The organism is Sphingomonas sp. Leaf357, assembly GCF_001423845.1.
Taxonomy (GTDB): domain Bacteria; phylum Pseudomonadota; class Alphaproteobacteria; order Sphingomonadales; family Sphingomonadaceae; genus Sphingomonas.
In genome coordinates this window covers 37,034-63,354 of record NZ_LMPM01000001.1, presented here as the reverse complement: position 1 = coordinate 63,354, position 26,321 = coordinate 37,034, and the positions used below count along the sequence as shown (strand labels likewise).

Annotated in this window: 28 protein-coding genes; 12 read left to right on the top strand and 16 right to left on the bottom strand. The window is 66.7% G+C overall.

The features are described from left to right. The first annotated feature begins 61 nt into the window (after positions 1-61). On the top strand, positions 62-769 hold the full coding sequence (locus ASG11_RS00335; protein ID WP_055773891.1) for a hypothetical protein: 708 nt from the start codon (positions 62-64) through the stop codon (positions 767-769). 11 nt (positions 770-780) lie between these two features. On the opposite strand, the gene ASG11_RS00330 is transcribed toward ASG11_RS00335, so the two are convergent. From ASG11_RS00330 to sppA, 3 genes are all read right to left on the bottom strand, one after another. After that, complete coding sequence (locus ASG11_RS00330) at positions 781-1,035, bottom strand: hypothetical protein (protein WP_055773890.1); 255 nt, start codon at positions 1,033-1,035, stop codon at positions 781-783. Positions 1,036-1,124: 89 nt separating this feature from the next. Next, positions 1,125-1,685, bottom strand: a complete 561-nt coding sequence (locus ASG11_RS00325; protein ID WP_055773888.1) for a GNAT family N-acetyltransferase — start codon at positions 1,683-1,685, stop codon at positions 1,125-1,127. Further along, positions 1,682-3,577: a signal peptide peptidase SppA gene (gene sppA, locus ASG11_RS00320; protein WP_055773885.1), complete on the bottom strand. Its 1,896-nt coding sequence runs from the start codon at positions 3,575-3,577 to the stop codon at positions 1,682-1,684. The genes ASG11_RS00325 and sppA overlap by 4 nt, the downstream gene beginning before the upstream one ends. A 395-nt stretch (positions 3,578-3,972) precedes the next feature. Between sppA and ASG11_RS00315 the strand changes: the two genes are divergently transcribed. The 3 genes from ASG11_RS00315 to groL all read left to right on the top strand — a co-directional run bounded on the left by ASG11_RS00315 (position 3,973) and on the right by groL (position 7,524). Next, positions 3,973-5,418, top strand: a complete 1,446-nt coding sequence (locus ASG11_RS00315; protein WP_055773883.1) for an MATE family efflux transporter — start codon at positions 3,973-3,975, stop codon at positions 5,416-5,418. 107 nt (positions 5,419-5,525) lie between these two features. Then, on the top strand, positions 5,526-5,813 hold the full coding sequence (gene groES / locus ASG11_RS00310; protein WP_055773882.1) for a co-chaperone GroES: 288 nt from the start codon (positions 5,526-5,528) through the stop codon (positions 5,811-5,813). 64 nt (positions 5,814-5,877) lie between these two features. Beyond that, the gene (gene groL, locus ASG11_RS00305) at positions 5,878-7,524 is read left to right on the top strand and encodes a chaperonin GroEL (RefSeq protein WP_055773880.1); all 1,647 of its coding nucleotides are present in this window, start codon (positions 5,878-5,880) and stop codon (positions 7,522-7,524) included. Positions 7,525-7,860: 336 nt separating this feature from the next. Here groL and ASG11_RS00300 read toward each other — a convergent pair whose 3' ends face one another. The 12 genes from ASG11_RS00300 to coxB form a co-directional block, all read right to left on the bottom strand. Beyond that, positions 7,861-9,057, bottom strand: a complete 1,197-nt coding sequence (locus ASG11_RS00300) for an acetyl-CoA C-acyltransferase (protein WP_055773878.1) — start codon at positions 9,055-9,057, stop codon at positions 7,861-7,863. A gap of 57 nt (positions 9,058-9,114) precedes the next feature. After that, the gene (locus tag ASG11_RS00295) at positions 9,115-9,984 is read right to left on the bottom strand and encodes a class I SAM-dependent methyltransferase (protein ID WP_055773875.1); all 870 of its coding nucleotides are present in this window, start codon (positions 9,982-9,984) and stop codon (positions 9,115-9,117) included. 7 nt (positions 9,985-9,991) lie between these two features. Then, a complete protein-coding gene (gene thrC / locus ASG11_RS00290) occupies positions 9,992-11,389 on the bottom strand; it encodes a threonine synthase (RefSeq protein WP_055773873.1) in 1,398 nt (465 codons plus the stop codon). A 77-nt stretch (positions 11,390-11,466) separates the two neighbouring features. Beyond that, complete coding sequence (locus ASG11_RS00285) at positions 11,467-12,102, bottom strand: SURF1 family cytochrome oxidase biogenesis protein (protein WP_055773872.1); 636 nt, start codon at positions 12,100-12,102, stop codon at positions 11,467-11,469. Positions 12,103-12,106: 4 nt separating this feature from the next. Next, a complete protein-coding gene (locus ASG11_RS00280; protein ID WP_055773869.1) occupies positions 12,107-12,463 on the bottom strand; it encodes a DUF983 domain-containing protein in 357 nt (118 codons plus the stop codon). Between the two features lie 68 nt (positions 12,464-12,531). After that, positions 12,532-13,455, bottom strand: a complete 924-nt coding sequence (locus ASG11_RS00275) for a cytochrome c oxidase subunit 3 (protein ID WP_055773867.1) — start codon at positions 13,453-13,455, stop codon at positions 12,532-12,534. Between the two features lie 33 nt (positions 13,456-13,488). Then, a complete protein-coding gene (locus ASG11_RS00270; protein ID WP_055773865.1) occupies positions 13,489-14,022 on the bottom strand; it encodes a cytochrome c oxidase assembly protein in 534 nt (177 codons plus the stop codon). Positions 14,023-14,051: 29 nt separating this feature from the next. After that, positions 14,052-14,201: a hypothetical protein gene (locus ASG11_RS18915; protein ID WP_168371674.1), complete on the bottom strand. Its 150-nt coding sequence runs from the start codon at positions 14,199-14,201 to the stop codon at positions 14,052-14,054. Positions 14,202-14,206: 5 nt separating this feature from the next. Continuing rightward, positions 14,207-15,100: a heme o synthase gene (locus ASG11_RS00265; protein ID WP_055773863.1), complete on the bottom strand. Its 894-nt coding sequence runs from the start codon at positions 15,098-15,100 to the stop codon at positions 14,207-14,209. Positions 15,101-15,173: 73 nt separating this feature from the next. Further along, positions 15,174-15,842: a hypothetical protein gene (locus tag ASG11_RS00260; protein ID WP_236697330.1), complete on the bottom strand. Its 669-nt coding sequence runs from the start codon at positions 15,840-15,842 to the stop codon at positions 15,174-15,176. A gap of 238 nt (positions 15,843-16,080) precedes the next feature. Continuing rightward, positions 16,081-17,745 (bottom strand): cytochrome c oxidase subunit I, encoded by a 1,665-nt coding sequence (gene ctaD / locus ASG11_RS00255; RefSeq protein WP_055773859.1) that lies wholly within the window; start codon positions 17,743-17,745, stop codon positions 16,081-16,083. 3 nt (positions 17,746-17,748) lie between these two features. Continuing rightward, positions 17,749-18,897 carry a cytochrome c oxidase subunit II gene (coxB, locus tag ASG11_RS00250; protein WP_082472751.1) on the bottom strand — a complete coding sequence of 383 codons (1,149 nt, stop codon included), beginning with the start codon at positions 18,895-18,897 and terminating at the stop codon, positions 17,749-17,751. 199 nt (positions 18,898-19,096) lie between these two features. Between coxB and pyrE the strand changes: the two genes are divergently transcribed. Genes pyrE through maiA form a run of 8 tightly spaced genes read left to right on the top strand, consistent with a single transcriptional unit; the run spans position 19,097 to position 24,969 of the window. After that, positions 19,097-19,678, top strand: coding sequence for an orotate phosphoribosyltransferase (gene pyrE, locus ASG11_RS00245; protein WP_055773856.1), 582 nt, complete (start codon positions 19,097-19,099; stop codon positions 19,676-19,678). Continuing rightward, entirely contained in the window at positions 19,675-20,676 is a 1,002-nt protein-coding gene (locus tag ASG11_RS00240; RefSeq protein ID WP_156363595.1) for a serine hydrolase domain-containing protein, read from the top strand. Before pyrE ends, ASG11_RS00240 begins: the two co-directional genes overlap by 4 nt. Next, complete coding sequence (locus ASG11_RS00235) at positions 20,673-21,158, top strand: hypothetical protein (RefSeq protein WP_055773852.1); 486 nt, start codon at positions 20,673-20,675, stop codon at positions 21,156-21,158. Before ASG11_RS00240 ends, ASG11_RS00235 begins: the two co-directional genes overlap by 4 nt. After that, complete coding sequence (locus ASG11_RS00230; protein WP_055773850.1) at positions 21,155-21,883, top strand: pyridoxine 5'-phosphate synthase; 729 nt, start codon at positions 21,155-21,157, stop codon at positions 21,881-21,883. Before ASG11_RS00235 ends, ASG11_RS00230 begins: the two co-directional genes overlap by 4 nt. Continuing rightward, entirely contained in the window at positions 21,880-22,284 is a 405-nt protein-coding gene (gene acpS, locus ASG11_RS00225) for a holo-ACP synthase (RefSeq protein ID WP_055773849.1), read from the top strand. The genes ASG11_RS00230 and acpS overlap by 4 nt, the downstream gene beginning before the upstream one ends. Before the next feature lie 9 nt (positions 22,285-22,293). Beyond that, a complete protein-coding gene (lepB, locus tag ASG11_RS00220; protein WP_082472509.1) occupies positions 22,294-23,259 on the top strand; it encodes a signal peptidase I in 966 nt (321 codons plus the stop codon). Next, positions 23,256-24,329, top strand: a complete 1,074-nt coding sequence (locus tag ASG11_RS00215; protein WP_082472508.1) for an AI-2E family transporter — start codon at positions 23,256-23,258, stop codon at positions 24,327-24,329. The genes lepB and ASG11_RS00215 overlap by 4 nt, the downstream gene beginning before the upstream one ends. 10 nt (positions 24,330-24,339) lie before the next feature. After that, complete coding sequence (maiA, locus tag ASG11_RS00210; RefSeq protein ID WP_055773846.1) at positions 24,340-24,969, top strand: maleylacetoacetate isomerase; 630 nt, start codon at positions 24,340-24,342, stop codon at positions 24,967-24,969. A 73-nt stretch (positions 24,970-25,042) separates the two neighbouring features. Here maiA and ASG11_RS00205 read toward each other — a convergent pair whose 3' ends face one another. Continuing rightward, positions 25,043-26,182: a glycosyltransferase gene (locus ASG11_RS00205; RefSeq protein WP_055773844.1), complete on the bottom strand. Its 1,140-nt coding sequence runs from the start codon at positions 26,180-26,182 to the stop codon at positions 25,043-25,045. Between the last annotated feature and the right edge of the window lie 139 nt (positions 26,183-26,321).

Here is a 26,321-nt window from a genome sequence, read left to right as displayed (position 1 = left end):
CCCCGTCAGCCCGCTTTAACCGCGCGCCGCTAGCGCTGTTCGGGTTCAGGGAGAATCGACCATGCGTCCGCTGCATTGCCTGCTGTTTTTCGCCGCCGTCCCATCGACCGCGGCGCTCGCCGCCGAGCCGCCATTCTATGGCCCGATGAACGCGTGGGACGGCGTCGGCTTCAAGGACAGCCTGCAGAAGGACGGCACGTATCGCATCGTCGCCGGCGTCCGCTCGGGCGAGGCGATCGACCTGGCGGTGTATCGCGCGGCCGAACTCGCGGACCAATTGGGCTTCGCTTATGTCGAACTGCTCGGCGGATCGGAAACGCGCAGCTCCGCCCTCAACTCCGCGACGCTCTACGCCCGGCCGAGCCGCAGCGCGACCGCGCCCGCCGCCTGCCTGTCGAAACGCCGCTATACCTGCTCGACCGCCGACGTGCGCCAACTGCTGCGCGCGGTCGGCGGAACGGGTGGCGGCCAGCCGGGGGTGGCCGTGGCGCATCATGTCGATCGCTATGGCCGGCAGGTCTTTTATTCCGGCCCAGGCATCGGCGCGGTGCTGCCGCCCCGGCCCGTGCCGCTGCCGGCACGTCCGGATCAGGCGAGCCTGGCCCAGTCGCGTGGCTCAACCGACGCTCCTTATGCCTCGATCGCGATCGTCGGGCGCACGGGGGTGGCGGAAGCATCCGACCCGCAAACCCGGTATAAGCAGGCGCTGGACGCCGCCCGGCCGGTCAAGGGCCGCGAACCGAGGCTCGGCTGGACCGTCAGCGACTGACCGCCGGCGGCTCAGTCGTCGGCCTGGCCCAGATTGATATTGTCGTACAGCACCAGCAGCGCGTTGACCTCGGCGATCACCGCCTCCTGCTCGGACCGCCAGCGGGCGGTCGCGTCGTGGGTCGGCACGCCGTGCTGGCCGTCATGCATGGTATACCCCTGGTCCATCAGCCAGATCGCGTCGGCGGCGCGCGAGCGCTGGCGGCGCAGATGGTACACCCACTGCTCGATTATGCCCGACGGTACCAATCGATCCAGATCACCCATGTGCCCGCCTAGCCGAGCCGGAGCGCCGGCGCCATCGCGTAAAGTGGTCGGGACGGTCGGCGGGTCGATCACTGCGCCGTCGGGGGGCGTCATGCCCGGATCACGCCGACGCCGCTGAACGGCTTGGGTTCGGTCGGCGGGTTGGTCGATCGGTTGAGTTCGCACTGCCAGAAGCCGACATCGATCCATCGTCCGTTCTTGTAGCCGATCTCGCGGTACACGCCCTGCCGCCGGAAACCGACCGCCTCGTGCAGCGAGATCGAGGATTCGTTGGGCAAGGAGATCACGCCGATCGCCTGGGTGAAGCCCTGCTGTCTCAGCGTATCGATCAGCGCCTCGTACAGCAGCCGCCCGGTGCCCTGTTGTTGCACCATGCCGCTGACATAGATCGATGTCTCCACGGCATATTTGTAGGCCGGGCGGTCGCGGAACCTGGTCGCATAGGCATAGGCCAGCACGCCGCCGTCCGCATCGCCGTTGGTCGCCACGATCCACGGATACAGCCCGTCCGATGCCGCCATGCGCGTGCGCATCTGGCGCGCGTCCGGCGCGTCGCTCTCGAACGAGACGGTGCCGGTCAGGACATAGGGCGCATAGATCGCGGCGATGGCGGCGGCATCCTCGGGCCGCGCCGCACGGATCACGATCATTTGGCGAACTTCGCGAGGAGCATGTCGAGCAGGGTGAGGTCGCCCTGCTCCGGCGCCGTCACCGGGCCCAGCCCGCCGCATTCCAGGCAGCGCGCCTGGATCGAGGATGCGCGGGTCAGCCGCCGCATGTCGCCCAGCGCGCGCGCAAGCACCGCCTTGTGATCCGCCGAGATGCGCGCGAAAACGTCGCCGCCGGCAGTGTCGTCGTCGTCGCCGCTGCCGGCGAATTGCGCCGCGAAACGGGCCAGCCAGCCGGGTTGCCGTTCGAGATACACCGCCTGGATCTTGGCCGGATCCAGCTTGGCGCGCCGGGCCGCCTCGGCGATCGCGTCGTTCAGGCCGCCGAAGCGATCGACCAGCCCGATCTGTCGCGCCGTCCCGCCGTCCCATACGCGGCCCTGCGCGATCTCGTCGACGCGCGCCGGCGTCATCTTGCGCGCCTTGGAAACGCGGTCGATGAACTGCGCATAGCCGTGGTCGATCGCCGATTGCAGCAGCCGGTCGGTCTCGGCATTGGTGCCCGCGATCACGTCGGGCTGGCCCGACAGCGGCGTGGATTTCACCCCGTCGCTGGTCACGCCGATCTTGGCCAAGGTATTCTCGAACGTCGGGATGATTCCGAAGATGCCGATCGATCCGGTGATCGTGGTCGGCTCGGCGAAGATCATGTCGCCCGCCGTCGACACCCAATAGCCGCCCGATGCGGCGACCGAGCCCATCGACACGACCACCGGCAGGCCCTGCTGCTTCGCCTCGAAGATCGCGCGGCGGATCTTCTCCGATGCCAGCGCCGAGCCGCCGGGCGAATCGACCCGCACCACCAGCGCCTTCAGCTTGTTCTTGGACAGGCCGTCGAGCATCGCCTTGGCGATCGTGTCGCCGCCCGCGGTGCCGGCCTTGGCCTTGCCGTCGACGATCTCGCCCGCCACCGTCAGCACGCCGATCGCGTCGCCACCCTTGGGCAGCGGATTGGCGGCGAGATAGGTGTCGTATTTGATCGTGTTGAAATTGCCCGCCGCCTTCTTCGCGTCGGTGCCCGCGATCTGCCCGACGCGCTTGTCGAACTCGATCCGCTCGGCCAGCTTGTCGACGATGCCGGATTGCAGATTGGCCCTGGCGATGTCGCCGCCCGCCGCCGTGATCACCGCGTCGGGCGTCGTCAGCATCGGCGCGATCTTGGCCTTCGGCCGCGCCTTGGCGATCTGGTCCTTCCACTGCTGGAAGATCACGCCTTGCAGCGCGGTCGCCGCTTCCTTCGCCTCGGGCGACTGGTCGGCGCGGGTATAGGGTTCGACGAACGACTTGTACTTGCCGACGCGGTAGATGTGCGCGTTGACGCCGAGCTTGTCGATCAGGCCCTTGTAATAGAGCTGCGATCCGCCGGGGCCGCTGAACAGCGTCCCGCCCATCGGATTCATCCAGATCTCGCTCGCAGCGGAGGCGAGGCGATAACCGGAATCGGTATAGGCGGTGGCATAGGCCAGGACCGGCTTGCCCCCCTTGCCTCCGACGCCGTCGCGCACCGCGCGGATCGCGTCCGCCACTTCGGTCAGCGCCGCGGGATAGCCGCCGGCAAAGGTATCGAGATCCAGCACCACCACTTTCACGCGGTCGTCGGTCCGGGCCTTGTCGAGCAGGCGCACGAGGTCGCGGAGGCGGAATTCGCGTACCGGCGCGTTGCCGCCCAGCGCCGCGAACGGATCGTTCTCGCTCGGCTGTTCGACGATCTGGCCGTTCAGGTCGAGCACCAGCGCGCCATCCCGGATCGACGCCGGGCGCGGCCCGGCGTTCAGGCCGGCGAACAGCAGGCCAAAGAACAGCAGCATCGCGGCCAGCACCAGCGCGTCCTTGATCCCGACCAGAATCTTCCACGCGCCCCGAACGAGTTTCACAGGTCAGTCTCCTCGCGTGCCGCATCGGCCGCCGTCCGGGGCAGCCTTAGCGCGGCGTGTGTCGTTTCAGCAATACGGATGCCATGCTCGGGGACGATGCTCCATCCCATAATGCGCCGTCATCCTGAACTCGTTTCAGGATCCGGCCCTTCAGAGGAACGACGGAATCCCCCTCTCCGTCATCCCCGCGCAGGCGGGGATCCATAAACTCCGACGCCGTTCACGACGTGATAGGCCAGCCAATATGGACTCCCGCCTGCGCGGGAATGACGGATATTGTGTGCCACCGCGATGAGCACCAAAAGCGTTCGGGGTCACGACGGATACGGGGCAAGGGCCGGAAACTTCACCCGCCGCGTGACGAACCGCCGCCATCCGGCTAAGCCCCGCCACCCATGGACGCGCCCATCGCCATTCCGGCCCTGACCGGGCCGCCCCCGACCACGGCCGGCGACGAGTTGCGCGCGCTGCTGCGGCTCGCCATTCCGCTGGCCGCCGCGAACCTGTTGCAGATGGCGGTCTATGCGATCGACGTGATCTTCGTCGCGCGGCTGGGGCCGGTCGAACTCGCCGCCGCGACGCTCGGCGTCTACCTCTATTCGGTCGCGATGTGGGCATTGTCGGGCCTGGTCGGGGCGTGCGCGCCGGTCATCGCCGCGGAACTCGGCGCGCGGCGCCACGCCGTGCGCCAGGTACGGCGGTCGTTCCGCATGGCGATGTGGCTGGCGGTGCTTGCGACCTTGCCGTTCGTCGCGCTCCTGTCGCAGGGCGAGCGGCTGATGCTGCTCGCCGGTCAGGATCCGGTTGTTGCCGCACGGGCCGGCACGTTCCTGCACATCCTGCTCTTCGCGATGATCCCGGCCGTGGCCAGCGCGGCGATGCGCGTCACGGCGTCGGCGCTCGGCCGACCCGGCTGGGCGACGGCAATCACCGCGATGGCGCTGGCCGTCAACCTGCTGGGCAATTGGCTGCTGGTGTTCGGCCATGGCGGCTTTCCCGCGCTCGGCCTCGAAGGCTCGGCGATCTCCAGCGTCGTCACCAGCGTGGCGATGATGCTCGCTTACGCCCTCATCCTGGTCCTCGATCCCAAGATCCGCCGCTACCGTCTGTTCGGCAATTGGTGGCGCAGCGAATGGAGCCGCCTGCGCGAGATCGTGAAGCTCGGCATCCCGATCGCCTTGATCTTCACGCTGGAGGGAGCCTTGTTCAGCACGGCGGGCTTCCTGATGGGGCTGATCGGCGTCGAACAGGTCGGCGCGCATGCGCTCGCGCTCCAGATCGCCGCGATCGCTTTCCAGGTGCCGTTCGGAGTCGCTCAGGCCGCCACGATCCGCGTCGGCATGGCGTACGGCGCGGCCGATCACCGCTGGATCGCACGGGCCGGGTGGGTGGCATTGGGCGTCGGCATCGGCTTCATGGGCGTCACGGCCAGCCTGCTCTGGGCGTTCCCGCGCCTCGCGCTTGGCCTGTATATCGATGTCAATGCGCCGGCCAACGCACCGCTCGTCGCGCTGGCGCTGCAATATCTCGTCATCGCCGCGCTGTTCCAGCTGTTCGACGGCGGGCAGACCGTCGCCGCGGGCGTGCTGCGCGGGCTTCAGGATACGCGCATGCCGATGGTCATCGCCGCGTTCGGCTATTGGGTGGTCGGCTTCGGCGCGTGCATCGGCCTGGGCTTCGGGCTGCACTGGCAGGGGGTCGGCATCTGGATCGGCCTCGCGATCGGGCTGGCGGTCGTCTCGGCGTTGCTGGTGTGGCGCTGGTCGATGCGGGCGCGGCTCGGCCTGCTTCCGGCACCCGCCGTCCGATCTCTAGGCGAACCTGTCATTTTTGATCGCTAGGGGCGTTGACGTACCGTCGCTGCCACCACATATGCGCCGTGCTGGCACTCGACTCGCTTGAGTGCTAACAACGATTTCACGACCACGATCAAGAAGGATTGGCACGCATGAGCTTTCGTCCGTTGCATGACCGCGTCCTCGTCCGCCGGGTAGAGGCGGAAGAGAAGACGGCAGGCGGGATCATCATCCCGGAAACCGCCAAGGAAAAGCCGCAGGAAGGCGAAGTCGTCTCCGTCGGCACCGGTGCCCGTAACGAAGCCGGTGAGATCCACCCGCTCGAAGTGAAGACCGGCGACAAGATCCTGTTCGGCAAATGGTCCGGCACCGAAGTGAAGATCGACGGCGAAGACCTTCTGATCATGAAGGAATCTGACATCCTTGGGATCGTCGGTTAAGCCATTTTAAATGCCGTTTCGCGGCAACTTCGCAAACATCCAGATTTGAAAGGGTAGCCTCAACATGGCAGCCAAGGACGTAAAATTTTCGCGTGACGCGCGTGAGCGCATTCTGCGCGGCGTGGATATCCTCGCCGACGCGGTGAAGGTGACTTTGGGCCCGAAGGGCCGCAACGTCGTGATCGACAAGAGCTATGGCGCCCCGCGCATCACTAAGGACGGCGTCACCGTCGCCAAGGAAATCGAGCTCAAGGACAAGTTCGAGAACATGGGCGCGCAGATGGTGCGCGAAGTCGCCTCGAAGACCAACGACGTGGCCGGCGACGGCACGACCACCGCGACCGTTCTGGCGCAGGCGATCGTCCGCGAAGGCATGAAGTCGGTTGCCGCCGGCATGAACCCGATGGACCTGAAGCGCGGCATCGACCTCGCCGTGATCAAGGTGATCGAGGACGTGAAGTCGCGCTCGAAGCCCGTCTCCGGCACCGCCGAAGTCGCGCAGGTCGGCATCATCTCGGCCAACGGCGACACCGTCGTCGGTGAGAAGATCGCCGAAGCGATGGAGCGTGTCGGCAAGGAAGGCGTGATCACCGTCGAGGAAGCCAAGGGTCTCGATTTCGAGCTGGACGTCGTCGAAGGCATGCAGTTCGACCGTGGTTATCTGTCGCCCTACTTCATCACCAACCCGGAAAAGATGACGGTCGAGCTGAACGATCCGTACATCCTGATCCACGAGAAGAAGCTGTCGAACCTGCAGGCGATGCTCCCGATCCTGGAAGCCGTCGTCCAGTCGGGTCGTCCGCTCCTGATCATCGCCGAGGACATCGAGGGCGAGGCTCTGGCCACGCTCGTCGTCAACAAGCTGCGCGGCGGCCTGAAGGTCGCGGCGGTCAAGGCTCCGGGCTTCGGCGATCGTCGCAAGGCGATGCTGGAAGACATCGCGATCCTGACCAAGGGCGAGATGATCTCGGAAGACCTGGGCATCAAGCTCGAGTCGGTGACCGTCGGCATGCTCGGCACCGCCAAGCGCGTCACGATCGACAAGGACAACACCACCATCATCGACGGTGCGGGTGAAGCCGATGCGATCAAGGGCCGTACTGATGCGATCCGCCAGCAGATCGAGAACACCACCAGCGATTACGACAAGGAGAAGCTCCAGGAGCGTCTCGCGAAGCTCGCTGGCGGCGTTGCCGTGATCAAGGTCGGCGGTGCTTCGGAAGTCGAAGTGAAGGAGCGGAAGGACCGCGTCGACGACGCGCTGCACGCAACCCGCGCAGCCGTCGAAGAGGGCATCGTCCCCGGTGGCGGCACGGCGCTTCTGTACGCGACCAAGGCGCTCGACGGCATGACCGGTGCCAACGAAGACCAGACGCGCGGCATCGACATCGTCCGCAAGTCGTTGACGTCGCTGGTGCGCCAGATCGCACAGAATGCCGGCCATGACGGCGCGGTCGTCTCGGGCAAGCTGCTCGACCAGGGCAACACGTCGTACGGCTTCAACGCCTCGACCGACGTGTACGAGGATCTGGTGGCGGCCGGCGTGATCGACCCGACCAAGGTCGTCCGCACCGCGCTCCAGAACGCGGCCTCGGTCGCCGGCCTGCTCATCACGACGGAAGCCGCCGTGTCCGAGCTGCCGGAAGACAAGCCGGCGATGCCGATGGGCGGCGGCGGCGGCATGGGCGGCATGGGCGGCATGGATTTCTGATCGAGAACGGCCTGAAACAGCGAAAGCTGTTTCAGGACTCGTTCCGATCCGGCCGGCGGACTGGCGGCAATGCCGTCGGTCCCGTCCGACGAAAGCCACGGCTTCACCGGGGCTCGGCCAAAGGATCCGAACCGACCCAGCCCCCAAGGCTGGACCAAAAGAAAAGGGCCGGGGAGCGATCCCCGGCCCTTCTCTTTGTCTCACCCGCCCGCTCCGTTCGCCCTGAGCCTGTCGAAGGGCCGTTCTTCGTCCTCCAAAAGCACCGTTCACGGCACGAAGAACGGTGCTTCGACAAGCTCAGCACGAACGGAAGGGGTATGCGTCCGGTATGCGCCTTCAGACTATCTCGAAAAGTCCAGCCGCGCCCATCCCGCCAGCCGTGCACATCGACACCACGACATAGCGCACACCGCGCTTGCGTCCCTCGATCAGCGCATGGCCCACCAGCCGCGACCCCGTCATCCCGAACGGATGCCCTATCGCGATCGCGCCGCCATTGACGTTGTACCTCTCCGGATCGATGCCGAGATGATCGCGGCAATACAGGCATTGCGACGCGAACGCTTCGTTCAGCTCCCACAGGCCGATATCCTCCACCGACAGCCCGGCGCGATCGAGCAGCTTGGGGATCGCGAACACCGGCCCGATGCCCATTTCCTCCGGGCCGCATCCGGCCGCCTGGAAGCCGCGATAGATGCCAAGGATCTGCTTGCCCTCGGCTTCCGCCGTCTTGCGATCCATCAGGATCTGCGCCGATGCGCCGTCCGACAGCTGGCTGGCATTGCCCGCGGTGATGTTGGTGCCGGGGCCGGTGAATTCGCCGCCCGGCCACACCGTCTTCAGCCCGGCCAGTCCCTCGGCGGTCGTGCCGTCGCGAATGCCCTCGTCCTGGCTGAGCGTGACCATCTCGGTGCCGGTTTGCGTGCCGGCCTTGTCGAAGATCGCCTTCTCCACCGTGATCGGCGCGATCTCCTCGGCGAACGCGCCGGCCTTCAGCCCGGCAACCGCGCGCTGCTGGCTCTGCGCGCCGTACGCGTCCTGCGCCTCGCGGGTGATGCCGTAGCGCAGCGCGACGATCTCGGCGGTCTCGATCATCGGGATATAGGCCGCCGGTTCGTTGGCGATCACCGACTGGTTGACGTAGCGGGGCATTTCCTTGGTGACGGTCAGGCTGATCGATTCCATGCCCCCGGCGAGCGCTACGTCCATCTCGTCGCAGATGATCGAGCGCGCGGCGAGCGCGACGGCCGTCAGTCCGGAACCGCATTTCCGGTCGAGCGTGAAGGCCGGCACGCTCTGCGGCAGGTTCGCGGCGAACACCGCCATGCGTCCGGCATTTCCGCCCTGCGTGCCGAACTGCCCGCCGACGCCCCAGAAGATCTCGTCGATGCGACTGGGATCGATCCCGGCGCGCTCGACCGCAGCGTTCATCACATGGCCGGCCAGCACCGGCGCCTCGGTGATGTTGAACGCGCCGCGATACGCCTTGCCGATCGGCGTGCGGGCGGTGGCGACGATGGCGGCTTCACGCATGCAAACTCTCCTGATGTTTCGCAGCGGCTTAGGGCCGGCCACGCATCAATGCAAAGCTCAGCGGTGCCAGCGGGCCCAGATCGCGGTCGGCATGATCAGCCCGCGCGCTTCCTCGCGCACCGCCAGTTCGCCCGCCTCCACCGTGCCGCCGAGATCGGCGAAGGTCTGGCGCAGCAGCTCGCCGATCGCCAGCGCGGACATGCGCACCGCATAGACGGTGAGGAACAGGAAGCGCGATTCGTCGTCGAGCAGCTTGCGGCAATCCTGGATCAGGCCCGGTAGGCCCTCCTCCAGCTTCCACACCTCTCCATCCGGGCCGCGGCCGTATTTCGGCGGATCGAGCAGGATGCCGTCGTAGCGCCGCCCGCGCCGCACTTCGCGCGCGACGAACTTGGTCGCATCGTCGGTCATCCAGCGGATCGGCTTGTCGGACAGGCCCGACAATGCGGCATTGGCCCGCGCGGCCTCGACCGACTTCTTGGAGGCGTCGACATGCACCATCTTCACGCCCCGCGCCGCCATCGCGCAGGTGCCGACGCCGGTATAGCCGAACAGGTTCATGCATTCGGGTTCGGCTTTGTCGGACACCTGTTCGCGCATCCAGCTCCACACCGGTGCCATGTCCGGGAAGAAGCCGAGATGGCGGAAGGGCGTGTTGTTGGCGGTGAAGGACACGTCGTCCCACTTCAGCGGCCAGCCTTCGCGGGGCACGGGTTCGTTGAATTCCCAGCGCCCTCCGCCATCCTCGTCCGATCCGGGCACGAACTCGCCATGTGCCTTCCAGTCGGACTTGGCGGGTGCCCACAAGGCCTGCGCTTCGGGCCGGATGAAGCGGAAGCGGCCATAGCGTTCCAGCTTCCGGCCATGGCCCGAATCGATCAGGCCGTAATCCGCCCACGGTTCGCCGATCAGGGTTTCGAGCTTCATGAGCCGCTCATGCCGACGGGGTGGCGCGCTCGCCGATATAGGCCGTTACCGCGTCGAACGTGCCGGGCAGGCTGTCATAGCGTTCCTCGCGATCGAACAGGTCGCCGATCCGCGCGGGCAGGGAGGGGCGCGCGCCGGTCGAGCGTTCCACGGCATCGCGGAACTTGGCCGGATGCGCGGTCGCCAACGTGACGATCGGTACGTTTCCTAAGTCGATCCGCCGCGCGGCGGCCAAAGCGATCGCGGTATGCGGGTCGATCACCTCGCCGGTGCCGTCGCAGGCCCAGCGCATCGCGAGCGCCATGTCGTCGAGATCGATCCGGTCGCTGACGAACAACGGCTCCGCTCCGGCCCGCTGCGCATTGGTCAGCCGCATCGCCTTCGACGCCTCGAACCCCTGCATCTGCGCCGCCAGCGCCGCGCCATCGCGACCACCGAGATCGAACAGCAGCCGCTCGAAATTGCTCGACACCTGGATGTCCATCGACGGGGAGGGGGTCGGCACGACCGTGCCTTGCGAGTAATCGCCCTCCGACAGCGCGCGGTGCAGGATGTCGTTGACGTTGGTCGCGACGATCAGTTTGGCGACCGGCAGACCCATCTTGGCCGCGACATAGCCGGCGAACACGTCGCCGAAATTGCCCGTCGGCACCGAGAACGCCACCGGCCGCTCCGGCGCGCCGAGGCGCACGGCGGCATAGAAATAATAGACGACCTGCGCCATCAGCCGCGCCCAGTTGATCGAGTTGACCGCCGACAGGGTGAACCTGCCGCTGAAGTCGGGCGAGTTGAACATCGCCTTCACCAGCGCCTGCGCGTCGTCGAAGCTGCCGTCGATCGCGATATTGTAGATGTTGGGCGCGAGCACGGTGGTCATCTGCCGACGCTGCACGTCCGACACGCGGCCCTTGGGGTGGAGCATGAACACGTCCACGCCGGCCCGCCCCGCCAGCGCATCGATCGCCGCCGATCCGGTGTCGCCCGACGTCGCGCCGACGACTGTGAGGTGCTTGTCGCTGCCGCTCAGGAAGCGTTCGAACAGCAGGCCGAGGAATTGCAGCGCCACGTCCTTGAACGCCAGCGTCGGGCCATGGAACAGTTCGAGCAGCCAATGCTGTCCGTCGAGCTGCACCAAAGGCGTGACCGCGGCGTGGCTGAACCGGCCGTAAGCCTGCGTGCAAAGCGCCTTCAGGTGTTCGCGAGTGAGCGTGCCCTCGACGAACGGCGCCATCACCTCGACGGCGGTATCGACATAGGACAGTCCCTGCAGCGCGGCGATCTGCTCGTGGCTGAGCGTCGGCCACGCCTCGGGCAGGTACAAGCCGCCATCGCTGGCGAGGCCGGCCAGCGTGACTTGCTGGAAATCGAGAACGGGCGCGGAGCCCCGAGTGCTTACGTAGCGCATAGGCTGTGGCGACTAGCGGGCGGTGGCCGACTCGGCAACTGCAAGCCCGTCATGGTGAGCGTGTTTCCTGAACGCCTTCAGGATGACGGCTTGGCTGGAGATGTACCCCGCCATCTGAGCGCGAGCACATAGATGATCCCCGCCAGCGCCGCGAAGATGAACCATTGCACCGCATAAGCGAGATGGTTGTTCGGCACGGCCGACAGGTCCGGCCCAGGATTGGCGTCCAGCCCGGCGGCCGGCGTGTCGCTGACCAGCATCAGCGTCTTGGGCCGCGATTTGCCGATCAGCGACAGGATCAGCGGCTGATCGTCCGGCGCGTGCGTGATGTAGCCATGGACCTCGCCGCCCTTCCAGGCCGGCTTGCCGCCGGCCGCGCGCGCCACGCCCACCTGCACCGTCATCCCCGGCCCTTCGACACCGGTGCGGCATCGCGCGATCTGGCGCCAGCCCGAGCCGCCCTTCGAATTGCGGCCCGAGCGCTCGCTCCACGCGACCGGCTCCAGGCACATGCCGCTCGCCTTGCGAAACAGCAGAGTGTCATCGACCGGTATGGCGGGGAAGGCGATCGGCGGGCGCGTGATATTGGCGGCATATTGGACGAGCAGCGCCTCCTTTTCGGTCTTGCGCTGCAATTGCCAGAGCCCAAGGCCGATCATCGCCGCGATGGCCAGAGCGACGACGATCGTCGCGATCACGGGCACGCGCTTCATGCGTTCAACCCTCATCCAGTGTATCGCTGATCCGGCCCTCGCGCGCGGCGTTGCGATATTCGGCGGCGATCAGTGCGCCTTTCGCGGCGCGCAGCGACACGATCACGCCAACTGCCGTCACCGGGATCCAGATCAGCATGTGCACCCAGAGCGGCGGATGCAGCGTGAGTTCGAGCGTGATCGCGAGTGCGGTGACGATCGCGCCGAGGATCAGCGTGAGAAATGCCGCAGGGCCGTCGCCGACGTTGAAGCTGCTGAGATCCAGCCCACACTTCGCACATTTCGGGGCGAAAGTGGCGAACCCGTCGAACAGGGTCTTCGCGCCGCAGCGCGGGCATACGCCCCCCAGGGCTACCTGCATCGGTGTGGGCGGGGGGGTAGGGGATGCGGGCCGCGGCGGCGTCTCCGCCTCGGCCCGCACGGGATCGGTCAACCGCCGTGGACCGGCGCCCCCCAGCCGCCCCAGACGTAGATCGTGACGAACAGGAACAGCCACACCACATCGACGAAGTGCCAGTACCAGGCCGCCGCCTCGAAGCCGAAATGCTGCTTCGGGGTGAAATCGCCCTTATAGGCGCGCACCAGGCAGACGATCAGGAAGATCGTGCCGATCAGCACGTGGAAGCCATGGAAGCCCGTCGCCATGAAGAAGGACGCGCCGTAGTTGATGCCCTTGAACGGGAACGGCGCCTCCGAATATTCGTAGGCCTGGATCGAGCTGAACAGGATGCCGAGCACGATCGTCAGCCACAGGCCCTTCAGCACGCCGTCCTTGTTGCCGACGCCGATCAGGCCCCACAGGCCAGTCTTCTCGCCACCGCGCTGGCCGTGGATCAGGGCATGGTGTGCCCAGGTGACGGTCGTACCGCTGGTCAACAGGATCAGCGTGTTGAGCAGCGGGAACTTGAAGGCGTCGATCACCTCCAGGCCCTTGGGTGGCCAGGTCGCCGCGCCCTTGGCGGCATCGGCGATCAGGCCGGGCACGCCGGCGGCCAGCTCGACCGGTGCCGGAAACAGCGAGAAATCGAAGAACGCCCAGAACCAGCCGACGAAGAACATGACTTCGGAGGCGATGAACAGGATCATGCCGTAGCGCAGGTGAAGCTGCACGACGGGTGTGTGATCGCCGGCATGCGCTTCCTTGATCACGTTGCCCCACCAGCAGAACATGGTGGTCAGCACGCCGAGCAGGCCGAGGAAGAAGACCACGCCGCCGCCATTGGGATGGCCGACATGCCCGCCATGCATCCACAGGATGCCGCCCGCCGCCATGGCGAGTGCCGAAAACGAGCCGATGATCGGCCACGGATCGGGCGCGAGAATATGGTAATCGTGGTTCTTGGCGCCGGCCATGGTCGGTCCCCTGTTAGCCTGTTTCAATCCGCTCTAGCTTGCTGCTTTGCCGGAATCCACCGGGTAAAACGTGTAACTGAGCGTGATCGTGCGGATATCTTTCGCATCCGGGTCCGCCATGATCTTCGGATCGACGAAGAAGATTACCGGCATGCGTGCCGTCTCGCCCGCTTTCAGCGTCTGCTGGGTGAAGCAGAAGCACTGGATCTTGGTGAAATACTTGCCTGCCTGCGCCGGCGTCACGTTGAACGTCGCGGTGCCGGTGATCGGTTTGCCGCTCGTATTGGTGGCGTTGAAGAACACCATGTCGCGCGCGCCGATATCGACGGTCTCGGACGGATTTTCCGGCTCGAACTTCCACGGCAGCTTTGGGCTGACATTGGTGTCGAAATCGATGCGGATCTTGCCGTCCACAGCGCCGGGGGCGGCGAGCCCGCGTTGCGTGGTGCCATTCAGGCCGGTCGCCTGACAGAACAGGCGATAAAGCGGCACGCTGGCCCAGGCGAGCCCGGTCATGAAGCAGATGCCCAGCACCGCGAACAAGGCGGTGCGGCCCGTTCCACTCATTCTGGCTTGGCCGGTCGACCGAGCGGTGCTCAATGCGGCATCCCCGCCTTGATCTTGGCGATGCTGATCGCGAACACCAGGATCACGAACGCGCCGAGGATCGCCGCCATCACGATCGCGCGGCTGCGCTGGCGGGCGCGGATCAGGTCGGCTTCGCTTTGGATGGGGTCGTGCGGCATGAGCGTCAGATCCAATGGTCGGCGACGAGCGCGCCGAACAGAATGAACAGATACAGGATCGAATAGGCGAACAGGCGCTTTTCCGGGCGCATCGTGTCGTCCGGGCGCGTGCGCCGGGTCGCGACCTGCGCCGCCATCGCGGCGAACAATGCGGTCGTCGCCACCGCCACCCAGCCATAGATCGCGCCGGTCAGCCCAAGCGCCCAGGGCGCGATCGCGGCGGCGGCCATCGGGATCGTGTAGAGGCCGATCTGGGTTCGCGTCGCGCGCTCGCCCGCCACGACGGGCAACATCGGCACGCCGGCGGCGGCATAATCGGTCTTCATGAAGAGCGCGAGCGCCCAGAAATGCGGCGGCGTCCACAGGAAGACGAGCACGAACAGCAAGACCGGCAAAGTCGCGATGTCGCCGGTCGCGGCGGCCCAGCCGATCAACGGCGGAAACGCGCCCGCCGCCCCGCCGATGACGATGTTCTGCGGCGTGCGGCGCTTCAGCCATACGGTGTAGACCAAGACGTAGAACAGGATCGAGACGGTGAGGATGGCAGCGGCCAGCACGTTGGTGGCCAGCCCGAGCAGGATCACCGAGAACGCTGCCAGCCCGACCCCGAAATGCAGCGCCGATCCGCGTTCCATCCGCCCGGCGGGCAGCGGGCGGCCCTGCGTGCGCTTCATCTTGGAATCGATATCCGCCTCGTACCACTGGTTCAGCGCGCCCGCCGCGCCCGCACCGAGCGCGATGCACAGGATCGCGGTGAAGCCCAGCACGGGATCGATCGTGACGGGGGCCGCGAGCATCCCGCACAGCCCGGTGAACACGACGAGCGTCATCACGCGCGGCTTGGTGAGCGCCAGAAAATCGCGCCAGTCGGCGGGCAAAGGGAGAGTCGTCGCGGTCATGGTTGCGGGCGCTATAGGCCTTTGAGCGGGTTGGGGAAAGGCTTGGCGATCCGTCTTCGTGGCCAGCGGATCGTCACGGAATGACGAACAGCACCGCGAGCGCCAGGGCCACGACCATCGCCTCTATGAAAGCGCGAAGGGCGTTGAGACATCCGCGCACCCAGCCCTGCTGCAGATGACGGGAGAACCACATCGTCTCCGCCGTGAGATAGGCACACACCGCACCGAGCGAGAGGACCGCGCCGAAGATGCGGGCGGCGGGAAGCGGCGTGTGCCCCAGCGATACTCCGATTCCCAGGAACAGTGCGAACGGTGCGCAGGCATAGCATTGCGCGTAGAACGGCCCCTTCAGCCGCTGACGGGTCAGCTTGACGCGCTTGGCCCTGAGCGCGCGAGCGGCCATCATCAGCGGAAAGAGCGAGAACAGGATCAACCTGAGCGCGAGCAGGCTGGTGTCGTCGCTGATGAAGCCGGCGAGCCCGGCCTTCTGCGCCACGATCGGGTTCGTGCCGCCGCCCACCGCCACGTCGATCGCCTGGGTTAGCAGCAGCGACAGGACGAGAAACAGCGGCGGGTTCAGCGTATCGGTGAATTGCTGGTCTTCGCTGTCGTGCAGTTCCCGGTCGGAATAGCCCATCGCGTCGAGCGGGTTGGTGACGGTGCGCCACAACGTGATCGGATAGAAGATCAGCCAGCTCATGACTTCGTAGAGCAGGTCGCCGAGCGAGTTGAGCCACTTCATGAAGTCCATCGCGGCATGATGGTGCAACTCGATCGGCGTCGCAATCTCCGGGGAGAGAACTGCGTTGGCGCAGATGGGCCGACAACGAAAAACGCCCCGGTGATGAGCCGGGGCGTTTTTCTGTTTGGCGGGATGCGGGGGCGGCCCCGCATCGTCAGTCCCGGCTTTGCCGGGCCGGCCGGGCATTCGCGCGGGGCTTTGCCCCGCCGGCGGATAGCTGCGCCACCCGCCTCGCCCGTTAGTCGATCCGCGGCAGCGTCTCGAACTGGTGGAACGGCGGCGGGGAGGACAGGGTCCATTCCAGCGTCGTCGCACCTTCGCCCCAGGGATTGTCGGGGGCCTTCTTGCCCGCGAACAGCGACCAGAACAGGTTGACGAAGAACACCACCATGCCTGCGGCCATGATCATGTAGCCGACCGTGGCGACGTAGTTCCAGTGCGCCAGCCCGTCGGTGTAATCGGGCATGCGGCGCGGCTGACCCTGCAGGCCCAGGAAGTGCATCGGGAAGAACATCACGTTCACGCCGATGAAGAACACCCAGAAGTGCAGCTGGCCGAGGAACTCGTTGTACATCTTGCCCGACATCTTCGGGAACCAGTAGTAGAACCCGGCGAACAGCGAGAAGACCGCACCCAGCGACAGCACGTAGTGGAAATGCGCCACCACGTAATAGGTGTCCTGCATATAGTCGTCGACGCCGCCGTTCGCGAGCACCACGCCGGTCACGCCGCCGACGGTGAACATGAAGATGAAGCCGATCGCCCAGACCATCGGGGTCTTGAAGCTCATCGATCCGCCCCACATCGTCGCGATCCACGAGAAGATCTTGATGCCGGTGGGGACCGCGATCACCATCGTCGCGGCGGTGAAGTACATCTTGGTGTTCACGCTCAGACCCGTCGTGAACATGTGGTGCGCCCACACGACGAACCCGACCACGCCGATCGCGACCATGGCATAGGCCATGCCGAGATAGCCGAACACCGGCTTCTTCGAGAAGGTCGAGATGATGTGGCTGACGATGCCGAAGCCCGGCAGGATCATGATGTACACTTCGGGATGGCCGAAGAACCAGAACAGATGCTGGTACAGGATCGGATCGCCACCGCCCGACGGATCGAAGAAGGTGGTGCCGAAGTTGCGATCGGTCAGCAGCATCGTGATCGCCGCGGCCAGCACCGGCAGCGCCAGCAGCAGCAGGAACGCGGTGACCAGCACCGACCACACAAACAGCGGCATCTTGTGCAGCGTCATGCCCGGTGCGCGCATGTTGAAGATCGTGGTGATGAAATTGATCGCACCCAGGATCGACGATGCGCCAGCCAGATGCAGCGACAGGATCGCCATGTCGGTCGACGGCCCCGGTTCGCCGTAGGTGGAGAGCGGTGCGTAGAGCGTCCAGCCGTTACCCGCGCCACCGAAGAACGGCGAGGCGAGCAGCAGCGAGAAGGCGGGGACCAGCAGCCAGAACGAGATGTTGTTCATGCGCGGGAAGGCCATGTCTGGCGCGCCGATCATGATCGGCACGAACCAGTTGCCGAAGCCGCCGATCATCGCCGGCATGACCATGAAGAACACCATGATCAGGCCGTGCGCGGTGACGAGGACGTTCCAGAGATGGAGCGATTCGTCGAGGCTGGCCGGACCGCCATGCAGCATCGAGGCCCAGCCCTGCAGATACTGGATGCCCGGATGTGCCAGTTCGGCGCGCATCAGGCCGGAGACCGAACCGCCGATGATCCCCGCGATGATCGCGAAGATCAGGTACAGCGTCCCGATGTCCTTGTGGTTGGTCGACATGAACCAGCGTGCGAAGAATGCCGGCTTGTGTTCGGTGTCGTGCGCATGATCGTCATGGCCATGGGCCGTGAACGCGGACGAATGGATGGCGGTATCGGTCATGTCTTACTGTCCCGTGCCGGCGCCGGCGGGGTTGCCCGTCGCGCCCTGGGTGGTGGCAGGAGCGACGGCGGTCGCATTCTCGACTGCGCCGTCGGTGATGTTGCTGGCCGGGGCCGCGGCGGCACCGGCGGCCTGCGGGGTCAGCGCGGCGGGCGCGGTCGAGGGCTTGGCACCCTTGACCGAGCCGCCCTTGGCCAGCACCCAGGCGTTGAACTGCGCGAGTGGAACGGCCTCGACCGCGATCGGCATGTAGCCGTGGCGCGCGCCGCAGAGTTCGCTGCACTGGCCGAAATAGACGCCCGGCTTCTCGATCGTGAAGCTCGTCTCGTTCAGGCGACCGGGCACCGCGTCCAGCTTGATCCAGAAGGCGGGAACCGCCCAGCTGTGGATCACGTCGTTGGCGGTGGTGATCAGACGGATCGGCACGCCGACCGGCAGCACGATCCGGTTGTCGGTCGCGAGCAGGCGCGGGCCGTCGGCATCGGTGCGGAAGCGCGCGCCGGCGGCAAGCGACGGATCGCCCTTTTCCTTCAGCAGGTTCGCGGTAATCTCGAAGCCACCGTTATCCGGGTATTGATACGACCAATACCATTGGTTGCCGATCGCCTTCAGCGTGATGGCGTTGGCCGGCGCGGGCTTGAACTGGGCCTGCAGCAGCCCGATCGACGGCACCGCGAGCAACACGAGGATCAGCACCGGGGCCAGCGTCCAGACGATCTCGATCGCGGTGTTGTGGCTGGTCTTGGACGGCACGGCGTTCTTCGCCGCGCGGTAGCGATACACCACCCAGAACAGCAGTCCGAGCACGAACAGCGAGACGACGGTGATCACCGGCACGAGGATCGCATCGTGGAAATGATGCGCGCGTTCGCCGTTCTTGGTCACCTGCGGCTGGATGCCGTAATGGCCGTTCACCGGCTGGCCGATGCCGGCGGTGGGCGCGATCGCATAGGCGCCGTCCTGCGCCAGGGCAGGGCTGGCCGATGCTGGCGCAGCGGCAGGCGCGGCCGTGACCGGAGCCACCGTGGCGGGTGCCGGCGCGGTGACGGCAGGCGCGGTGGGAGCGGTCGGTGCAGCGGGCGGCGCCGCGGCATAGCCCGCGCCAGCCACCAGCAGCCCGGCTGCCAGTGCGATCGATTTGAACCCCGTCATGCGCATATGTGTCGTCACCCCTGGCGATGGTGCTGCGACATTCCGCGGCGCAGCACTGGGCAGGATTCCACCCGTTTGACCCGCGCCTATACGCGCGCGGCCCCTATCCCTCAAGCGCCATGCATGGAGTTTTTTGTGCGTGCCGTTGCACTTGCGGGCCACGCGGCTCTATTTGGCGCGCGAAAGGCAGGGTGCGCGAATGACGGAAGACGAGGTTCTGGACGAATTCCGCGCCGCCGAGGCGCTGCTGGAGGGGCATTTCATCCTGTCGTCCGGCCTGCGTTCGCCGCGATACCTGCAATGCGCGCGCGTGTTGATGGATCCGGCGCGGGGCGCCCGGTTGGCCGAGGCGCTGGTCGCGCGCCTGCCGGCCGACGTCCGCGCGTCGATCCAGGCGGTCGTCTCGCCGGCGATGGGCGGGGTGATCGCCGGACACGAAATGGGCCGCGCGCTGGGCGTCGCGGCGATGTTCCTCGAACGGCCTGCCGGCATCTTCGAACTGCGACGTGGTTTCCGGCTGGAGCCGGGCACGCGCGTGTTCATGATGGAAGACGTGGTGACGACCGGCCTGTCGTCCCGCGAGGCGATCGCCGCGATCGTGCGCGCGGGCGGCGAAACGGTCGCGGCCGGCGCGCTGGTCGATCGTTCGTCGGGCAGGGCCGATCTCGGCGTCCCGTTCTTCCCGCTGATCCGGATCGACGTGCCGACCTATGCCGCCGATGCCCTGCCGCCCGAACTGGAGGCGATCCCGGCGATCAAGCCGGGGAGCCGGGCTGCGTGAGCCTTTTGCTCGCTCTGGCTGCGGCAGTGACGCCGACAGTCGCGCGGGTCGATATGGTCGCGGCGCAATCCAAGCTGGCGGGTGAGGTATTGGTCGCCAAGGGTGACACGGTGGTGTTGGACAAGGGCTATGGTTCTGTAGCGCCGGGCGGCAAGACCCTGCACAAGGCCGGGGGCAGATGGCGGCTGGCCTCCATCACCAAGCAGATCGTAGCCACCTATCTGGTTGCGTCTTACGCGACACCTGCCGCACGACCGGGAGCGATGGATATGCCGCTGGGTGAGACGCTCGACAGGCCATCGTTCGGCGGGGTGTCGGTTCGCCAGTTGCTGACGCATCACAGTGGCTTGGCCAATGCCGACGATACGCCGAAGTCGCCAGGCGGCGTTCCAGACTTTTACCTCAAGCCGGTGCCCGATCTAGCGTACTGCATTTCCAAGCCGGCAGTGCCGAACAGTCCGTTCAGCTACAATAACTGCGATTATATCGTTGCCGGGGCCGCCCTCGTCGGCGACTCGGACGACATGTCGGGCCTATGGCCGAAAGGCATGGCGATGGCGCGGCCAGGCGAGATGGCTATGCCCGGGTTCGTTTCGGGCAAGGCCGAGCCGCACTATGAATTGGCCGCCTTTGGTTTCGCAGGTGGGCTGATCGGTACGGCGCATTCCGTGTTCGACTTCGATCGTGCGCTGATGACGGGCAAAATTCTTTCGCCTGTCACCCGTGAGGAGCTGTGGAAGCCTGAAGGCAACGGCAGCTATCAGGCGCTCGGCCAATGGGTGTTCCCCGGCCAACTCAAAGGCTGTGCGAAACCGAAGCGGATCGTGCAGCGCGACGGCGAGATCGGCGGGGTGCAGACGCGCAACTTCATCTTTCCCGAGGACGACTTGGTCGTGATCGTCTTCGCCAACCGATCGTCCGACGATTTCCGGTTCGGCGAGGTGTGGGAGGGCAAGGGCTTTACCTACGACCTGCTCAGCGCGGCGGCCTGTTCATGAGCGCGTTCACCGGGCGAGCGATCGGACTTGGATTTGCGGTCCTGTGGCTGCTGGTCGGTGCGGCCGCGTTGCCCGCCCCCTGGTACTATTCGATCGCCGCTGCCGGACTGGCGGCGATCGCCGTGCTGGCGTGGCGCGCCTGGCGGATGCACGAACCGCGCACTGGTCTGTTCCGGATGAATCGCTATTGGGTCGCGGTAGTGGCCGAGTTCGCCGCGATCGCGTTCGCCCAGATCGTGCTGATCCGGCTCGGCCTGACGGGCTATCTTTTGCCGGTGGTCGGCATACTCGTCGGCGTGCATTTCGTCGGCCTGTGGTGGGCCGGCGGCGGTGAACGCTATCTGCGGTTGGCCGGCGTGATGACCGCGCTCGACGCCGCCGCCCTGCTGCTCCCGCCGGGCGGCCGGGCGATGCAGGCCGTGGCGGGACTTGGCTCGGCGGCGGCACTCGCCTGGTTCGCCGGCACAGGAGCACGGACATGACCGACATCCTTCGCCTCGGAGTCAACATCGATCACGTCGCCACGGTGCGCAATGCGCGGGGGGCGGGATATCCCGATCCGGTGCGGGCCGCGCTGCTGGCGGCGGAGGCCGGGGCGGACGGGATCACGGCGCATCTGCGCGAGGATCGGCGGCACATCACCGACGACGATATCGCGCGCCTGTCGGAACAGCTGACCATCCCGCTTAATCTGGAGATGGCGGCGACCGCCGAAATGCTCGCCATCGCGCTGCGCCATCGCCCGCATGCCGCGTGCATCGTGCCGGAAAAGCGCGAGGAACTGACCACCGAGGGCGGGCTGGATGCAGCCGGGCAGCATAACCGCCTCGCGCCCCTGGTGTCCGAACTGAAAGGCGCGAACATCCGCGTCTCGTTGTTCATCGAACCCGATGCGCGGCAAATCGAGGCGGCGCTCCGGCTCGGCGCGCCGGTCGTCGAATTGCACACCGGGCGTTATGCCGAACTGGACGGCGAAGCGCGCGCGGTGGAACTGCGCCGCCTCGCCGATGCCGCCGCGCTGGCGGCGAAGAACGGCATCGAGGTGCATGCCGGGCACGGCCTGACCTATGACAATGTCGCTCCGATCGCGGCGATCCCGCAGGTGCGGGAATTGAACATCGGACATTTCCTGATCGGCGAGGCGATGTTCGTGGGGTTGGGCGAGGCGGTTCGGCTCATGCGTGCCGCGATGGATGCGGCACGGTGATCATCGGCCTCGGCTCCGACCTGTGCAATATCGAGCGTATCCAGGCGTCGCTCGACCGGTTCGGCGAGCGGTTCGAGAATCGCGTGTTCACCGAAACCGAACGCGCCAAGGCTGCGCGCCGGCCGTTCACCAAGGCGGGCACGCTGGCCAAGCGCTTCGCCGCCAAGGAGGCGTTTTCGAAGGCGGTCGGCACCGGCTTTCGCGCCGGCGTGTTCATGAAGGACATCGGCGTGGTCAACGCGAAGTCCGGCGCGCCGACTTTGCTGCTGACCGGCGGGGCCAAGGCGAGGCTTGACGCGTTGACACCGGACGGCCACGCCGCGCGCGTACATCTGACGATGACCGACGATCATCCCTGGGCGCAGGCCTTCGTGATCATCGAGGCCATCCCGACCGATTGAGGATACCGAATGACGGCCGAGACTCCGGTGCTGGGCGAACCCGAAATGGCCCCCGAAACGGCCAATTCCGGTCCGGCGACCGCCCCGACTTCCAAGGCCACGAAATCGGTTTGGTGGGAAGAGGTGAAGGGCATCCTGTGGCTGATCCTCGCCGTGCTCGGCTTCCACAGCTTCATCGCCAAGCCGTTCTACATCCCGTCCGAGTCAATGATGCCGATCCTGCGCACCGGCGATCGGCTGGTGGTGACGAAATATCCCTATGGCTGGTCGTTCATCTCGCCGACGATTCCCAATCCGGCGGCGATCTTCCGCGGGCTGGTGCTGCACCAGCCGGAGGAAAGCTGGGGCGTGCAACTGCCCTTCGTCCATGGCCGCCTGTTCGGCCGCCTGCCGATCCGCGGCGACGTGGTGATCGTCACCCCGCCGGGCCGCAACACCGATTACATCAAGCGCCTGATCGGCCTGCCCGGCGATCGGCTGCAGGTGCGCGGCGGCGTGCTCTACATCAACGGCAAGGCGGTGCAGCGCGGGCCGATCCACGATGTGCTGGTGCCGGTCGATGCCAATCTGCCGTGCACCGACAACGAATATCCCGGCGCGCTGGAAACCGCGGCCGACGGCAGGCAATATTGCCGCCTGCCCATCGTTACCGAGACGCTGCCCAACGGCCGCCGCTACGACACGGTCGATCTCGGCTACAGCCCCGGCGACAATTACGGACCGATCACGATTCCGGCGGGCCACGTCTTCCTGATGGGCGACAATCGCGATCGTAGTTCGGACAGTCGCTTCCCGCTGGGTGAGCCGGATCTCGGCCTCGGCGGCGCGGTGCCGTGGGAATATGTCGGCGGGCGCGCCGAATTCATCACCTTCTCGCTCGACGGCACCGCGTCGTGGAACCCGCTGACCTGGTGGGGCGCTCTGCGCTCCGGGCGCGCGGGCAATTCGCTGCATCCGCAGGAGACCGCGAAGTGAATTCAGCCGACGACAAGGTGCAGGTGATCTCGGGCGCGAGCCCCAACGAGGTCCGCGATCCCGCCGTCCGTGCTGAAATCAAGAAGGCCAGCGTGTGGTTCGGCATCGCCTGCGCGATCGCTCTGATCGTGCTGCTGGTCCAGCCGCTGCTGATCATCTTCGCCGGCCTGGTCTTCGCCGCGATGCTCGACGGCGGCGTGCGCCTGCTCGGCAAGGTGCTGAAGATCGGGCGCGGCTGGCGGCTGACGATCGTCGTCCTGCTGACGGTCGCCTTCCTGCTTGGCACCTTCTACCTGACCGGGGTGCAGGTCGCGCAGCAATTCACCCAGCTTCGCGCGACGCTGGAGGGGCAGTTCGACAAGGTGTCGGGCTGGCTGGCCAGCATGGGCATCATGCCGGGCAAATCGGATCTCAGCAGCATCGCGCAACAGGCGCTGGGGTCGGTCGGCAAGATCGGCTCGTATCTCGGCATCGCTCTCGGCGCGCTGACCAGCCTGTTCATGATCCTCGTGCTCGGCCTGTTCATCGCGATGGAGCCGAGGCTCTACGATCGCGGGCTGCAATGGATGATCCCCGAGGCCAACCGCGCCGAATTCGCGCTGACGATGCAGCGCATGGGCGTGACGATGCGCCGCCTACTCGCCGGGCGTCTGCTCGGCATGGCGTTGGAGGGCGTGCTGACGTTCCTGATCCTGTGGTTCTTCGGCGTGCCGATGGCCATGGTGCTGGGCATCATCGCCGCGATCCTGGCATTCATCCCCAATGTCGGCGCGTTCATCACCGGCGTGCTGATGACGGCGGTGGGCTTCAGCGCCGGCGCCGACACAGGCATCGCCGCGCTGGCGACCTATTTCGTCGTGCAGACGTTCGACGGCTATGTCGTGATCCCGATGGTGGCCAAGAAGACCGTCGATCTGCCCCCGGCGCTGACGCTCGGCGCGCAGATTCTGGCGAGTACCCTGTTCGGCATTCTGGGGCTGGCGCTGGCCGATCCGATGACCGCGATGATCAAGGTGGCGCTGGAGCGCAGTTCCGAGCGCGCCGAGGACGACGAGGCCCCCGCCGCATGATCCGTCCGGCGTGATCCGCCTCTACGACTACTGGCGCTCGTCTGCCGCCTATCGCGTGCGGATCGTGCTCAACCTCAAGGGCGTAGAGCATGAAAGCGTCGCGGTGAACCTGCTCGCGGCGGAGCAGGCGGGACCAGAGAATCGCGCGCGCAACCCGCAGGGCCTGGTGCCGACGCTGGCCGTGGACGGCGTGATGCTGACGCAGAGCCTGGCGATCATCGACTATCTCGACGCGACCTGGCCCGATCCGCCGATGGTGCCGCGCGATCCGGTGGCGCGCGCGCAGGTGCTGGCCCGGGCGCTGGTGATCGTCGCCGATATCCATCCGATCGACAATCTGCGCGTGCTCAAGCGGCTGGAGCAGCAGTTCGGTGCCGACCAGCCGGCAAAGGACGAGTGGTATCGCCATTGGGTCGATGTTGGGCTCGATGCGCTGGAGGCGATGGCGACGGGCGACGGACCATTCCTCGGCGGGGCGACGCCGGATCTGTCCGACGTCTGTCTGGTGCCGCAGATGTACAATGCGCGACGCTTCGGGATGGACGTTTCGGCGTGGCCGAAACTCGCGGCGGCGGATGCGGCATGCGCGGACATGCCCGCTTTCGCGGCGGCGCATCCCGATCGTGTGAAGCCGCTATAAAGGTTGGCTCGCACGAAGACACGAAGCCGCGAAGGGTGACCGCAGAGCCGCGAAATCCGCCGAAGGCAAATCGCTAGGTCTCGCTTCGCCTTTTCGTGTCTTCGTGCGGGTCCCCACTTCTTCCGAGCCTCACGAGCCGATCGAACAGCGCAAGATACTCGTCCGCCGCGTCTTCCCCGGGCTGGGCCACCGCTGCCGGCCGCACGCGCCCCGGGGTCAGCCAGTGATCGAGCGCCGCCACCAGCGCGGTCGGATCGTCCGCCGCCACGATCGTCCCTAGTTCCGGCCCGGACACGATCTCGCGCACCGCCACGCTCGATTCGGTCGTCACCACCGGCGTGCCCGAAGCCAGCGCCTCGCGCAGCACGCCCGGCACACCTTCGAAATCCGACACCAGCACCACCGCCGCCGCGCGCGCGATCGCCGGCAGGGGATCCGGAGCGTGGCCGGGCAACGTGACGCGCTCTGCCAGACCGAGCGTGGCGATCTGCGCCGTCAGCGCGGCCCGCGCGCTGCCCTCGCCCAGGATCACCAGCCGCACGTCGGGGTCCGCCAGCGACGGCAACGCGGCGATCAACCGGTCCCAGCGTTTTTGCGCCACCAGCCGCCCGACGCCGAGCAGGAAGCGCCCCGCCGGAAGATCGGGCACGGCGGCGCCGGGAATCGGCATTGCGGGCGGGTTGGCGATCACCGCGACCGCCGCGCGCGGCACCGCCATCGCGCGGGCGACCTCGTCCGCCATGCCCGGCGTCATCGCGACCAGTTGTGAGAGGAAATGCCGGTGCCATCGCAGCCAGCGCCGGTAGATCAGGGACACCGGAACGACCTGGTCCGACCGCGCCAGCGCGTTCGATACCTTCGCGGCGATCGGCGGACAGGCCCGGCCCAGTTTCAGGCGCAGCCAGCCCGCCACGCCGGTATAATGATTGCCCGGACAGAAGATCAGATCGGGCCGCCGCGCCGCGACGATGTGCGGCAGCCTGAGCGCCAGTCGCGCCAGCCCACGCGATCCGAGCGCCACGATCTCCACGCCCGCGGGCACTTCGTCTGCCAGCGGCCCGCTGGCGTCGCCGATCACCAGCGTCACCCGCCGCCCTGCCGCGATCCACCCGCGCGCGAGTCGGAGTTGCACGCGCTCCACGCCACCGCCGCGCCACGATTCGGCATAGGTCAGGATGTGCTCGGCGGTCGGGGGGCGGGCGGGGCTGGTCATGCGGTCGGCCCGCCCCTAGGCCGCGATGGGCCGCGGAGGGAAGCACCTTCGCCCTGCCGTACAATATATCGCTTGGCCGCAGATTTGTTGCAGCATGGCAACACTGCGGTTATGGCGCGCGACTAGCCGCAACGGACTG